Origin of the sequence: Sporosarcina sp. NCCP-2716 (assembly GCF_023707985.1) — a bacterium.
GTDB lineage: Bacteria > Bacillota > Bacilli > Bacillales_A > Planococcaceae > Sporosarcina.
The window spans coordinates 592,793-606,039 of the sequence record NZ_BRCF01000001.1; the positions used below are offsets into that span (position 1 = coordinate 592,793).

At 56.4% G+C, this 13,247-nt stretch carries 12 protein-coding genes; 11 read left to right on the forward strand and 1 reads right to left on the reverse strand.

The features are described 5' to 3' along the window. Positions 1-3: 3 nt before the first annotated feature. The 10 genes from NFU03_RS03125 (at position 4) to NFU03_RS03170 (ending at position 12,562) form a co-directional block, all read left to right on the forward strand. Positions 4-1,098, forward strand: a complete 1,095-nt coding sequence (locus tag NFU03_RS03125) for a Leu/Phe/Val dehydrogenase (RefSeq protein WP_251636023.1) — start codon at positions 4-6, stop codon at positions 1,096-1,098. 40 nt (positions 1,099-1,138) lie between these two features. Beyond that, the gene (gene buk, locus NFU03_RS03130) at positions 1,139-2,257 is read left to right on the forward strand and encodes a butyrate kinase (protein ID WP_251636024.1); all 1,119 of its coding nucleotides are present in this window, start codon (positions 1,139-1,141) and stop codon (positions 2,255-2,257) included. Then, the gene (gene lpdA, locus NFU03_RS03135) at positions 2,241-3,668 is read left to right on the forward strand and encodes a dihydrolipoyl dehydrogenase (RefSeq protein ID WP_251636025.1); all 1,428 of its coding nucleotides are present in this window, start codon (positions 2,241-2,243) and stop codon (positions 3,666-3,668) included. Before buk ends, lpdA begins: the two co-directional genes overlap by 17 nt. A 17-nt stretch (positions 3,669-3,685) precedes the next feature. After that, on the forward strand, positions 3,686-4,693 hold the full coding sequence (locus NFU03_RS03140) for a thiamine pyrophosphate-dependent dehydrogenase E1 component subunit alpha (protein ID WP_251636026.1): 1,008 nt from the start codon (positions 3,686-3,688) through the stop codon (positions 4,691-4,693). Further along, positions 4,693-5,676, forward strand: a complete 984-nt coding sequence (locus NFU03_RS03145) for an alpha-ketoacid dehydrogenase subunit beta (protein ID WP_251636027.1) — start codon at positions 4,693-4,695, stop codon at positions 5,674-5,676. Before NFU03_RS03140 ends, NFU03_RS03145 begins: the two co-directional genes overlap by 1 nt. Positions 5,677-5,696: 20 nt before the next feature. Then, positions 5,697-7,007: a dihydrolipoamide acetyltransferase family protein gene (locus tag NFU03_RS03150; protein WP_251636028.1), complete on the forward strand. Its 1,311-nt coding sequence runs from the start codon at positions 5,697-5,699 to the stop codon at positions 7,005-7,007. A gap of 108 nt (positions 7,008-7,115) precedes the next feature. After that, positions 7,116-8,792, forward strand: coding sequence for a methylmalonyl-CoA mutase family protein (locus NFU03_RS03155; RefSeq protein WP_251636029.1), 1,677 nt, complete (start codon positions 7,116-7,118; stop codon positions 8,790-8,792). Further along, positions 8,779-10,938 (forward strand): methylmalonyl-CoA mutase, encoded by a 2,160-nt coding sequence (gene scpA, locus NFU03_RS03160; RefSeq protein ID WP_251636030.1) that lies wholly within the window; start codon positions 8,779-8,781, stop codon positions 10,936-10,938. The genes NFU03_RS03155 and scpA overlap by 14 nt, the downstream gene beginning before the upstream one ends. Then, positions 10,935-12,056: a methylmalonyl Co-A mutase-associated GTPase MeaB gene (meaB, locus tag NFU03_RS03165; RefSeq protein WP_251636031.1), complete on the forward strand. Its 1,122-nt coding sequence runs from the start codon at positions 10,935-10,937 to the stop codon at positions 12,054-12,056. Before scpA ends, meaB begins: the two co-directional genes overlap by 4 nt. 65 nt (positions 12,057-12,121) lie before the next feature. Next, positions 12,122-12,562, forward strand: a complete 441-nt coding sequence (locus NFU03_RS03170) for a BrxA/BrxB family bacilliredoxin (protein ID WP_251636032.1) — start codon at positions 12,122-12,124, stop codon at positions 12,560-12,562. A 61-nt stretch (positions 12,563-12,623) separates the two neighbouring features. On the opposite strand, the gene prli42 is transcribed toward NFU03_RS03170, so the two are convergent. Beyond that, complete coding sequence (gene prli42, locus NFU03_RS03175; RefSeq protein WP_251636033.1) at positions 12,624-12,719, reverse strand: stressosome-associated protein Prli42; 96 nt, start codon at positions 12,717-12,719, stop codon at positions 12,624-12,626. Positions 12,720-12,832: 113 nt separating this feature from the next. On the opposite strand from prli42, the gene mce reads away from it, so the two are divergent. Then, positions 12,833-13,246 carry a methylmalonyl-CoA epimerase gene (gene mce / locus NFU03_RS03180; protein ID WP_251636034.1) on the forward strand — a complete coding sequence of 138 codons (414 nt, stop codon included), beginning with the start codon at positions 12,833-12,835 and terminating at the stop codon, positions 13,244-13,246. The last annotated feature ends 1 nt before the right edge of the window (position 13,247 follow it).

Below are 13,247 nucleotides of genomic sequence, written 5' to 3' on the forward strand. Positions count from 1 at the left end.
CAAATGGAAATCATGAAATATATGGAAACTTACGATTATGAACAGCTTGTGATCTGCCAGGACAAAACGACAGGGTTGAAAGCATTTATCGCCATCCATGACACGACGCTCGGACCGGCTCTCGGCGGAACACGCATGTGGACATATGCGAGCGAAGAAGAAGCGATCGAAGATGCACTTCGTCTTGCGCGCGGCATGACATACAAGAACGCAGCAGCCGGCCTCAACCTCGGCGGCGGGAAAGCGGTCATCATGGGCAACCCGAAAACGGACAAGAACGATGAAATGTTCCGCGCATTCGGCCGCTTCATCGAAGGGCTGAACGGCCGCTACATAACAGCGGAAGACGTCGGTACGACCGAAGCGGACATGGACCTGATCCACCTGGAAACGGATTATGTCACAGGAGTTTCTGCTGAATTCGGTTCTTCAGGCAACCCGTCTCCGATCACAGCTCTCGGTGTATACAAAGGTATGAAAGCTGCAGCTAAAGAAGCATTCGGAAGCGACTCACTCAAAGACAAGACGGTCGCTGTGCAGGGGGTCGGGAACGTCGCCTATACAATGTGCGAGTACCTTCACAAGGAAGGTGCGAAACTGATCGTCACGGACATCAACGAAGAAGCGGTGCAGCGTGCAGTCGACAACTTCGGCGCTACTGCAGTCGGTATCAATGAAATCTACAGCCAGGAAGCGGATATCTTCTCCCCGTGTGCACTCGGCGCGGTCATCAACGACGAAACGATCCCTCAGCTGAAAGTGAAAGTGATTGCAGGTTCTGCAAACAACCAGCTGAAGAATCCGGAACACGGCGACAAGATCCATGAAATGGGCCTGGTCTATGCACCGGACTACGTCATCAACTCCGGCGGCGTCATCAACGTAGCTGACGAACTCGACGGCTACAACCGGAAGCGCGCTCTGAAGAAAGTCGACACGATCTACCAGACGATCGAAAAGATCTTCGCTATCTCGAAACGTGACGGCATTCCATCCTACGTAGCCGCAGACCGTCTTGCTGAAGAGCGCATCGAACGCGTCGCGAAAGCGCGCAACCAGTTCCTGCAGAACGAAAAAAGCGTGCTGTCCCGCCGCTGATCATACAAGGAACAGAGTACTGCGAAAGGAGAGAATGATCATGCCTGCTCAAGGTCTGACTATTTTGGCGATCAACCCCGGTTCGACGTCGACAAAAATCGGCGTCTTCCAGGACGACCGCCTGCTGATGGAGGAAACGATCCGTCATTCAACTGAAGAGCTCGCTCAATTTTCTGCCATCACTGCGCAGTACGGATTCCGCAAAGAGCTGATCGTCGATGCACTGGAACAGAACAGCATCGATCCGGCAGCCCTCTCTGCAGTTGTCGGTCGCGGCGGTCTGCTGCGACCGATTTCGGGAGGGACTTACTCCGTAAATGAGCCGATGCTGGAAGACTTGCGTAAAGGGATTTCCGGACAGCATGCTTCCAATCTCGGAGGCATTCTGGCGAATGAGATTGCGAAAGCCCACGGTATCCCGGCGTTCATCGTCGACCCGGTCGTCGTGGACGAATTGGCCCCGGTCGCTAGGCTGTCCGGTTTCAGGCTGCTCGAGCGCCATTCGATCTTCCATGCGCTGAATCAGAAGGCTGTGGCGCGGCGCTATGCAGCGGATATCGGCCGGAAATACGATGAGCTCAAACTGATCGTCGTCCATATGGGCGGCGGCATCACTGTAGGCGCCCATGACGGCGGGCGTGTCATAGACGTCAACAACGGCCTCCACGGAGACGGCCCGTTCAGTCCTGAACGGGCCGGCACCGTTCCGGCAGGGGACTTGGTCGACATCTGCTTCTCCGGTAAATATTACCGGCAGGAAGTGATGGAGATGCTTGTCGGCAAAGGCGGTATGACCGGTTATCTCGGGACGAATGATGCAGTCGAAACGGAAAAGCGGATTGCAGCCGGAGACCCGGAAGCGAAAAAAGTGTATGACGCGATGGCCTACCAGGTAGCCAAGGAGATCGGCAGTGCAGCGGCAGTGCTGCGCGGCAAGGCGGATGCAATCATCCTGACTGGCGGTCTGGCATATGGCAGGGAGTTTACAAGAGAGATCAGGAAGTATGTCGACTGGATCGCCGACGTCGCTGTCTACCCGGGGGAAGACGAATTGCAGGCCCTTGCGGAAGGGGCAATCCGTGTTCTTACCGGTGAAGAAGAACCGAAAACGTATCCTAACAAGGAACAGGAGGCTGTATTCAATGGCTCAAGAGTATGATGTAGTAATTCTCGGCGGGGGGACCGGCGGCTATGTCGCTGCAATCCGATCTGCCCAGCTCGGACTGAAGACGGCGCTTGTCGAGAAAGGGAAGCTTGGCGGTACGTGTCTGCACAAAGGATGCATCCCGAGCAAAGCCCTTCTGAAAAGTGCGGAAGTCTATCAGCTGACGAAAGAGAAGGCCGCGAGCTTCGGTGTGAACACAGAAGCCGTCTCGCTCGACTTTTCGGCTGTCCAGCAGCGTAAACAATCGATCGTCGACCAGCTGTACAAAGGCGTGCAGGGGCTCATGAAAAAAGGCAAGATCGATGTCTACGAAGGGACCGGCAGAATGCTCGGACCGTCAATCTTCTCACCGATGCCCGGAACGATTTCCGTGGAGATGAACAATGGCGAAGAGAACGAGATGCTCATTCTGAAGAATCTCGTCCTGGCAACAGGTTCCCGACCGCGGACACTGCCCGGTCTTGAGCTCGATGAACAGCAGATCCTGTCTTCGGACGGCGCACTGAACCTTGAGTCGCTGCCGGCTTCGATGCTCATCATCGGCGGCGGCGTCATCGGGATCGAATGGGCTTCGATGCTGAATGACTTCGGCGTAGAGGTGACGGTCGTGGAATACGCGGACCGCATCCTGCCGACGGAAGACGCAGACATTTCCAAAGAGATGAAGAAACTGCTTGAGAAAAAAGGCATCCGTTTCGTCACAGGTGCGAAAGTGCTGCCGGAAACTCTCGAGAAGTCAGCGGACAGCGTGACGATTTCCGCCGAAACAGCAGACGGCGTCCAGCCGTTCACCGCTGAAAAAGCGCTCGTATCGGTCGGCCGTCAGGCGAATACGGAAGGGATCGGCATCGAGAACACGGAAATCGAAATCGATAAAGGCTATATCAAGACCCGTCCGACATTTCAGACGAAAGAGAGTCATATCTATGCAATCGGCGACTGTATCGGCGGGCTTCAGCTCGCTCATGTCGCTTCCCACGAAGGGATCGCGGCGATCGAGCACATCGCGAACCAGACACCGGAGCCGATGGATTACGACAAGATTTCCCGCTGTATCTATTCCAGTCCGGAAGCGGCAAGCGTCGGAATCACGGAAAGCCAGGCCAAAGAGCGCGGCTTCGAAGTGAAAATCGGCAAGTTCCCTTTCCAGGCAGTCGGAAAAGCACTCGTTAACGGGAAAGCGGACGGCTTCGTCAAGATCGTCGCTGACAGCAAAACCGATGACGTACTCGGCGTCCATATGATCGGCGCAGGAGTGACCGACATGATCTCCGAAGCAGGTCTTGCCATGGTGCTCGATGCGACACCTTGGGAAATTGCGCATACCGTCCATCCTCACCCATCCCTCTCTGAAGTGATCGGTGAAGCAGCACTGGCTGTCGACGGAAAAGCGATCCATATGTAACCAAAGGGGGAGAAAAGATGGCTACGAACCGCCATGAAGAGCTGGGGCTCTCAAACGAAGACGTTCTGCATATGTACGAAACGATGGTGATGGCAAGAAAGATCGATGAACGGATGTGGCTGCTGAACCGTGCGGGGAAAGTCCCGTTCGTCATTTCCTGCCAGGGTCAGGAAGCGGCACAAATCGGCGCGGCTTTCGCACTCGACAAAGATAAGGACTGGATAGCTCCCTATTACCGGGATATGGGCGTCGTGCTCCATTTCGGCATGACACCGAAAGATCTGATGCTTTCCGCTTTCGCGAAAGCAGAAGATCCGAACTCGGGCGGTCGCCAGATGCCTGGCCACTTCGGACAGCGTAAAAACCGCATCCTGACAGGCTCTTCGCCTGTTACGACACAGTTGCCTCATGCTGTCGGCGTCGCACTTGCCGGCAAGATGAAAGGCGAAGATTTCATCACCTTCACGACACTCGGGGAAGGATCCTCGAACCAGGGGGACTTCCACGAAGGGATGAACTTTGCAGGCGTCCACAAACTGCCGACCATCGTAATGGTGGAAAACAACAAGTACGCCATCTCAGTGCCATATGAGAAACAGCTGGCATGTGAACACGTCGCTGACCGGGCTGCAGGCTACGGCATGCCAGGCGTCACAGTGGACGGAACCGATCCGCTCGACGTCTACGCAGCCGTGAAGGAAGCAGCTGACCGGGCGCGCCGCGGAGACGGACCGAGCCTGATCGAAGCAGTCTGCTACCGTCTGACGGCCCACTCCTCCGACGACGACCATCGTCTGTACCGAGACGCGGAAGAGCTCGAAACAGAGCGGAAACTTGACCCGCTGCCGAAGTTCGAAGCGTATTTGAAAGAGGCCGGTGTCCTGACGGAAGACATCAGTAAAGATATTGCAGACCGGGTCATGAAAGAAGTGAACGAAGCGACGGATTACGCAGAGCAGGCTCCGTATGCTGAGCCGGAATATGCTCTCCGTCACGTCTATGCGGAACAGGGAGGGAACGACTGATGGCTGTCATTTCATATATTGATGCGATTACAAGCGCAATGGCTGAAGAGATGGAACGGGACGACAATGTCTTCGTCATCGGTGAAGACGTCGGCCGTAAAGGCGGCGTGTTCAAAGCGACGACAGGACTGTACGACAAATACGGCGAATACCGTGCAATCGATGCACCGCTCGCGGAATCGGCGATCGCAGGTGTCGCGATAGGTGCAGCGATGTACGGCATGCGTCCGATCGCTGAAATGCAGTTCGCGGATTTCATCATGCCTGCTGTGAACCAGATCGTCTCGGAAGCGGCGAAGATCCGCTACCGGTCCAACAATGACTGGACCTGCCCGCTCGTCGTCCGTGCACCATTCGGCGGGGGCGTCCACGGAGCCTTGTACCACTCGCAGTCTGTTGAATCGATGTTCGCGGGGACGCCGGGCTTGAAGATCGTCATCCCTTCAACACCATATGACGCGAAAGGACTCCTGAAAGCGGCGATCCGTGATGAGGATCCAGTTTTGTTCTTCGAACACAAGCGTGCATACCGGCTCATCAAAGGCGAAGTGCCGGAAGAGGAATACGTCATTGAGATCGGCAAGGCGGATGTCAAACGCGAAGGTGAAGACATTACGATCATCACATACGGACTATGCGTCCATTTCGCCCTGCAGGCTGCAGAACGGCTGGCCGAAGACGGGATCTCCGCACATATCCTCGATCTGCGGACGATCTATCCGCTCGACAAGGAAGGCATCATCGAAGCGGCGAAGAAGACAGGGAAAGTCCTTCTTGTCACCGAAGATAACAAGGAAGGCAGCGTCATGAGTGAAGTCGCAGCAATCATTTCTGAGAACTGCCTGTTCGACCTCGACGCGCCGATCCAGCGTCTCGCAGGACCGGATGTACCGGCTATGCCGTATGCACCGACGATGGAGAAGTTCTTCATGGTCAACCCTGACAAAGTTGAAAAAGCAGCACGCGAACTGGCTGAATTCTAAAGAAGGACGGAGGGAACCGAGTGGCAGTCGAATCGATTACAATGCCCCAGCTCGGGGAAAGTGTCACCGAAGGAACGATTGAAAAATGGCTCGTGAAGCCGGGGGATCACGTTGAAAAATACGACTCCCTTGCTGAAGTGAACACCGACAAGGTAACTGCGGAAGTGCCGTCCTCCTTCACCGGGACGATCAAAGAGATCATCGTGGAAGAAGGACAGACAGTAGCAGTCGGTGAAATCGTCTGCAAGATCGAGACGGAAGGCGGCGGTGAGGCCGAACAGCCTGCTGCACAGCCTGCAAAAGAAGAGCCGGCGAACGAAATGCCGGCTGCCGGTTCAAAGAAACCGGAGAACCCGCTGAAGAAGGAAAAAGGCAAGGCGGCAGGGCGTTATTCACCGGCCGTGCTTCGCCTGTCGCAAGACCATGATATCGATCTGTCGCTCGTCGACGGTTCAGGCCGCGACGGCCGGATCACCCGGAAAGACATCCAGGCGATCATCGACAGCGGAGAAAAGCCGCAGCCGCAAGCACCGGCACAGCAGCAACCAGCAGCACAGGCCGCTGCTGCTCCGACGTCTGCACCTGCGCCTGCTCCAGCACCTGCTGCACCGAGCATACCGACAGCTGCCGGAGACATCGAAATCCCGGTCACCGGCGTCCGCCGCGCCATCGCGAACAACATGCTGAAATCGGTACACGAAGCGCCGCACGCATGGACGATGGTCGAAGTCGACGTGACTCAGCTCGTCCAATACCGGGATTCGCTGAAAGCGGACTTCAAGAAAAAAGAAGGATTCAACTTGACATACTTTGCCTTCTTCGTCAAAGCGGTATCCCAGGCACTGAAAGAATTCCCGATGATGAATTCGATGTGGGCGGGAGATAAGATCGTCCAGAAAAAAGACATCAACATCTCGATCGCCGTTGCAACGGAAGATGCCCTGTACGTACCGGTCATCCGCCAGGCGGACGAAAAGACGATCAAAGGAATCGGCCGGGAGATCACGGAACTGGCAGGGAAAGTCCGTTCAGGCAAGCTGACTTCAGCTGAAATGCAGGGCGGAACGTTCACTGTCAACAATACCGGCTCCTTCGGCTCAGTCCAGTCGATGGGCATCATCAACCACCCGCAGGCGGCGATCCTTCAAGTCGAATCGATCGTCAAGCGTCCAGTCGTCATGGACAACGGCATGATCGCAGTCCGGGACATGGTCAACCTGTGTCTGTCACTCGATCATCGTGTGCTCGACGGGCTGGTTGCCGGAAACTTCCTGGCACGTGTCAAGGAGATCCTCGAATCGGTTTCACCCGAGACGACTTCCATCTACTAAGCAGGAATACAACCCCCACGGCCAGCGGCAGATTGGACGCGGGGGTTTTTTCCATCCTGCCGGTATTCAGGTACAATGAGAGCAGACAGTTATCAGGGAGGGAATCACATGACCAATTCCGATATACATACGATGAAAGAACAGGCATTCAGCAGGCCCTCTTTGGAGGAATGGAAGCAGGCGGCTGTCCATTCGCTGAAAGGCAGGCCGCTCGAGACACTTCGAACGGATACGCCGGAAGGAATCCAGCTCGATCTGCTGTATACAGAGCGTCCCGTCAAAAGCCCAGTCCGCCCGCAGCATACTGACTGGACGATCGCTCAAGGTTCTGAAGGGCGGATTGGCAGGGACTGGCTGGAAGCTGTGAAGGATGGGCTGGCCAAAGGGAACGAAGCGGTCTTCTATGACGGCGGGCAGCCTATCGACTGGGACAGCGGTTCACTCGATGACCTTGCCGGGCTTATTGCGGAAACACCGATTGCCTGGTTTAATCTTAAAGGGGAGGACCGGATCCTTGAAGTCTTCAACCGGATCGAACAGGAGAAGAGGATGCAGGTGAAGGGGCTTTGTGACGCCGGATCAGCCGAGCTGCCGGAAGGATTCAGCAGCCTGCGCCGTATCGGCATCGATACTGTACCGGTCCATATGGAAGGCGCCGACAGCGTCACAGAATTGGCATTCGCGCTCACAGCGGCGGCGGAACGCGCTGAAAAGACTGAGGACTTCGAACAATTTGCCGATAGGGTCTTTTTCCGTTTTGCGGCAGATACCCATTTCTTCATGGAGATTGCAAAGTTCCGTGCCTTCCGTTCACTCTGGAAACTGTTCTGCAGTGCATATGGCTTCAGCGAACCGTCTTCCGTTCCAATCAGCGCAATCACATCGATGCGGTCCTTTTCGAAGATCGATCCGCACGTCAACCTGCTGCGGGCCGGAAACAGCGCCTTCTCGGCAGTACTCGGCGGTGCCGACTGGCTGTCGGTCACTCCTTACAATGGGCTGACCGGCGCCACCCAGCAATCCGTACGCTATGCACGCAACATGCAGCTCATCATCCGGGAAGAAACGAACGCCGCGCTGACAGCTGATCCTGCCGGCGGTTCGTATTTCGTCGAACTGGTGACCGATCAGCTTATCCGTCTTGCCTGGAGGCGCTTCCTGGATATGCAGAAATCCGGCGGCACGGCGGCGTTCCTTGCATCCGGGCAGCTCGAACAGCAGGCAGCACAGCGGAAGCAGGAGGCGGCAACTGGGGAATTGCGGCTTGTCGGGACAAACGTCTATGCAGATCCCGATTCGTCCGCTGCACCGGACCTTTCAGGTGACACTTTTCCGAACCGGCCTGCTGCGCCTTTTGAAGTACTTCGGAAGACCGCAGCTGAACACGCTACGGACTGTGTGCTCGTCGTCTTCGGCACGCAGGCTTCCTACAAAGCCCGTGCTGACTTTGCAGCAGGGTTCCTCGCTGCAGGCGGTTTGAAACCCCGTATCAGTCCGGAATTCGGATCGGGCGGAAAGGCGGCAGCATGGCTGTCGGCTGAGCAGCCCGATTATGCGATCCTCTGCGCAGCTCCTGACAAACTGGAGCAAGTGGCTGGGGATTTGCTTAAAGCGAAACCTGCCGCAGTGAAGGTCGACATCGCAGGCCGGGTCGATGATGCTCTTGCAGAGGAATGGGACAAACTCGGATTGAATGGATCCATCTATGCAGGACAGGACCGGATCGCTAAACTTACAGAGATCGTCAGCTTCAGCAAAGGAGGCAGCAGCGATGAACACGTCTGATTTCAGCAATGTCGATATAGAGGCCGCACTCCGGCAGGACAGCCGTCCGGCATCTGCCTGTAATGAGCCTGTCACAACGAACGAAGGGATACAGATCCGTTCCGTCTATACGGAAACCGACACGGCTTCCGCAGAACATCTTGGCGGCATGCCGGGAATCGCCCCGAATACGAGAGGGCCATACCCGACGATGTACGTCTCACGACCATGGACCGTACGCCAATATGCAGGCTTCTCGACCGCTGAAGAAAGCAATGCGTTTTACCGGCGGAACCTGGCGATGGGACAGAAGGGCCTGTCCGTTGCGTTCGACCTCGCGACACACAGGGGTTACGATTCGGATCATCCGCGGGTGACAGGAGACGTCGGGAAGGCGGGTGTCGCAATCGATTCGGTGGAAGACATGAAAATCCTGTTCGACGGCATCCCCCTCGACAAGATGTCCGTCTCTATGACGATGAACGGCGCTGTACTGCCGGTGATGGCTTTCTATATCGTCGCGGCGGAAGAACAGGGCGTCCCGCCGGAAGAGCTGGCAGGGACGATCCAGAATGATATTTTGAAGGAATATATGGTGAGGAACACGTACATCTTCCCGCCGGAGATGTCGATGCGCATCATCGCTGACATATTCGGCTACACGTCCGAACGGATGCCGAAATTCAACTCGATTTCGATTTCCGGCTACCATATGCAGGAAGCGGGAGCGACGGCGGACATTGAGCTCGCCTATACACTGGCGGACGGCCTGGAATACGTCCGGACCGGTCTCAGAGCGGGAATCGGCATCGATTCGTTCGCCCCGCGGCTGTCCTTCTTCTGGGCAGTGGGCATGAACTACTTCATGGAAATCGCTAAAATGCGCGCCGCCCGCGTCATTTGGGCGAAGATGATGCAGACGTTCCAGCCGGAAAATCCGAAGTCGCTGGCCCTCCGCACGCATTCCCAGACATCAGGCTGGAGTCTGACGGAGCAGGATCCATTCAACAATGTCACCCGCACATTGATCGAAGCGAACGCGGCGGCAATGGGCCATACACAGTCCCTGCACACGAATGCTCTTGATGAAGCCATCGCGCTGCCGACGGATTTCTCGGCGAGGATCGCCCGGAACACGCAGCTGTTCCTGCAGGAAGAGACGATGATGACGAAAACGATCGACCCATGGGGCGGCTCGTACTACGTCGAAACGCTCACCCAAGAATTGATCGAGAAAGCCTGGACGCTCATCGAAGAGATCGAGGATCTGGGCGGCATGGCGAAAGCGATCGAAACAGGCCTGCCGAAGATGAAGATCGAAGAGGCGGCCGCGAAACGTCAGGCGAAGATCGATTCGAAAGCCGAGACGATCGTTGGTGTCAACAAATACCGGCTCGATCAGGAGGAACCGATCGACATTCTCGACATCGACAACACGCTGGTGCGCGAGAAGCAGATCGAACGGATCCGCAGCATGAAAGCTGCACGCGACCCGGAAGCCGTGAAAGAGGCACTCGCGGCCATCACGGAAGCAGCCGAAACCGGCACCGGCAATCTGCTGGCGCTTGCTGTCGATGCAGCGCGTGCCCGTGCAACGATCGGCGAGATCTCCGATGCCATCGAAGCTGTCTCCGGACGGCACAAAGCGGTCATCCGTTCCGTCAGCGGTGTGTACAGCGGGAACTTCTCGAACGCGGAAGAGATCGAAGAAGTGAAGCAGATGACCGATGAGTTCCTGGAAAACGAAGGACGCCGGCCGCGAATCCTCGTCGCGAAGATGGGGCAGGACGGTCATGACAGAGGCGCAAAAGTTATTGCATCCTCATTCGCCGATCTCGGTTTCGACGTCGATATCGGTCCGCTGTTCCAGACACCGGAAGAGACGGCGCTGCAGGCAGCTGAAAACGACGTCCATGTCATCGGCGTCAGTTCGCTCGCCGCGGGACACAAAACACTCGTGCCGGCGTTACGCAGTGAGCTTGCGAAGATCGGCAGACCTGACATCCTTGTCATCGTCGGCGGAGTCATCCCTGCGCAGGATTACGCGTTCCTCCGGGAGAATGGCGCTGCAGCGATCTTCGGACCGGGAACAGTCATTCCGGTCGCCGCACAGAAAGTGATCGAGGAGATCTACCGTCAGCTCGGCTACGAGGAAGTGATCGAGTGAGCAGGCAGGACGATGACCGGAAAACGGAGACGGCGCTGAATGTCGCACGCGGCATCACTTCATCCCATGACGGGCTGCATCGTTCGAAACGGCGGGTGTTCAAAAAGAAGGAACGATCCGCGGATATCCATGGACTTGCCGGCAAAATTGCTGCTGGCGACCGGCTCAGTCTCGCCAAAGGGATCACACTCGTCGAGAGTACCGCCGAGCGGGATCTCTTGGCGGGTCAGAAGCTGCTGCAGGAGCTGCTGCCGAACAGCGGGAACAGCATCCGAATCGGAATCACCGGCGTCCCGGGTGCGGGGAAGAGCACGTTCATCGAAGCGTTCGGCCGGATGCTGACAGCGTCGGGCCATCGTGTCGCCGTACTTGCGGTCGATCCGAGTTCAACAGTGACGGGCGGCAGCATCCTCGGCGATAAGACGCGCATGGAACTGCTCGCACGGGAGCCGAATGCGTTCATCCGGCCATCGCCTTCTGCTGGTACACTCGGCGGGGTCCACCGCAAGACGCGTGAGACGATGCTGCTGTGCGAAGCTGCCGGCTACGGGGTGATCCTTGTTGAAACAGTAGGCGTCGGTCAGTCGGAGACGGCTGTGCGGGATATGACGGACTTTTTCCTGATGCTTGCGCTGACCGGCGCAGGGGACGAACTCCAGGGCATGAAGAAAGGGATCATGGAACTGGCGGACGGGATCATCGTCCACAAAGCGGACGGCAGCAACGAACGCCTGGCGAAAAAGACCGTTCGGGAATACCGTCAGCTCGCCCACTTCCTGCAGCCGGCAACGCCCGGATGGACGACACAGGCACTCGCGGTCTCATCCATCGAGCTGACCGGACTCAGAGAGACGTGGTCGATGGTCGGGGATTTCAAAAGGACAGGGGAAGCTTCAGGTTATTGGGGGAAGCGCCGGCAGGAACAGACGAAGAGCTGGTTCCATGCGATGATCCGCGACAGGCTCGTCGATTCGTTCTACGGCCTTCCCGGGAGGAAAGAACAGGTCGCTTCACTCGAAGCCCGGCTGCTGGGGGATGATATGACCGTTTCACAGGCGGTCAGCCAGTTGTTCGATGCAGAAGGGGAGACGGCAGGAGACGATGTCCGGGATAGCTGAACTGTTTTCATCAGCCTCGTAAACTGGTATGATAGAAGTATCATGCACCAAGGGGGACAAAGATCATGACAATGGACTTCAATTTCTACATGGACGATATAACAGGACAGGCACGCAGCGAAATGGAAGCGGGCGGATATGAGCAGCTGAAAACAGCGGACGAGGTCGAAGCGGCATTCAAACGCCCGGGGACGACACTCGTCATGGTGAACTCCGTATGCGGCTGCGCAGGCGGTATCGCACGGCCGGCAGCATTGCATGCCATCCATTCCGACAAACGGCCGGATCACCTGGTCACTGTATTTGCTGGCCAGGACAAAGAGGCGACAGCACAGGCAAGAATGCATTTCGGGGACTATCACCTTCCTTCCTCACCATCATTCGTCCTCATGAAAGACGGCGAACTGGTTGCGGAAGTGGGGCGCCACGAAATTGAAGGTCATGACCCGATGTCGGTCGTGACGAACCTGCAGGAACAGTTCGACCAGCACTGTGAAGAGCTTTGACCTGAAAAAAGCAGGCCGGCATCAGATTTCCTGATGCCGGCCTGCGCTTTCCCGGTCCGTATTAGAATAGTGTGCTGATCCCGATGACGACAGTTGAAAGAATCATCGTAGCGATCATGACATAGACGACGATCTTCTGGACTTTCTTATTGCTCATGCGCGATAACCCCTTATATTGGTTTGATATCTCCAGTTTAACAGAATCCGCAGAATTCTCAACAGGGGAGCGCATGATTTTACGGATCTTTACACTACAAAAGGGGTGCTCTCATGGAAAAAGTGGACCATATCGGAATTGCCGTGAAGGACTTGCAGGAATCGATGGACTATTACATACATACACTTGGCCTGAAACTGCTCGGTACCGAAGAAGTGCCGGAACAGCACGTCACCGTCGCCTTCCTCGATGCCGGCAACATTAAGCTCGAACTGCTCGAGCCGATCGGAACGGAAGGGGCCGTCTCGAAGTTCATCAGCAAACGCGGAGAAGGCGTCCACCATATCGCATTCGGAGTGAGCGATATCCGGCAGAGGATGGCCGATCTGCGCGAAAACGGAGTCACACTCCTGCAGGAAGAGCCGAAGCGGGGAGCGGGAGGGGCGGATGTCGCGTTCCTGCATCCGAAATCCTCATTCGGCGTGCTCGTCGAATTATGTGCAAAACGGACACGGGGGGATGAATGAG

Excerpts from the sequence above, each read along its gene's own strand:
- NFU03_RS03125 (WP_251636023.1), top strand. The coding sequence starts at position 4 with ATGGAAATCATGAAATATATGGAAACTTACGATTATGAACAGCTTGTG.
- buk (WP_251636024.1), top strand. The coding sequence starts at position 1,139 with ATGCCTGCTCAAGGTCTGACTATTTTGGCGATCAACCCCGGTTCGACG.
- lpdA (WP_251636025.1), top strand. The coding sequence starts at position 2,241 with ATGGCTCAAGAGTATGATGTAGTAATTCTCGGCGGGGGGACCGGCGGC.
- NFU03_RS03140 (WP_251636026.1), top strand. The coding sequence starts at position 3,686 with ATGGCTACGAACCGCCATGAAGAGCTGGGGCTCTCAAACGAAGACGTT.
- NFU03_RS03145 (WP_251636027.1), top strand. The coding sequence starts at position 4,693 with ATGGCTGTCATTTCATATATTGATGCGATTACAAGCGCAATGGCTGAA.
- NFU03_RS03155 (WP_251636029.1), top strand. The coding sequence starts at position 7,116 with ATGACCAATTCCGATATACATACGATGAAAGAACAGGCATTCAGCAGG.
- scpA (WP_251636030.1), top strand. The coding sequence starts at position 8,779 with ATGAACACGTCTGATTTCAGCAATGTCGATATAGAGGCCGCACTCCGG.
- NFU03_RS03170 (WP_251636032.1), top strand. The coding sequence starts at position 12,122 with ATGACAATGGACTTCAATTTCTACATGGACGATATAACAGGACAGGCA.
- prli42 (WP_251636033.1), bottom strand. The coding sequence starts at position 12,719 with ATGAGCAATAAGAAAGTCCAGAAGATCGTCGTCTATGTCATGATCGCT.
- mce (WP_251636034.1), top strand. The coding sequence starts at position 12,833 with ATGGAAAAAGTGGACCATATCGGAATTGCCGTGAAGGACTTGCAGGAA.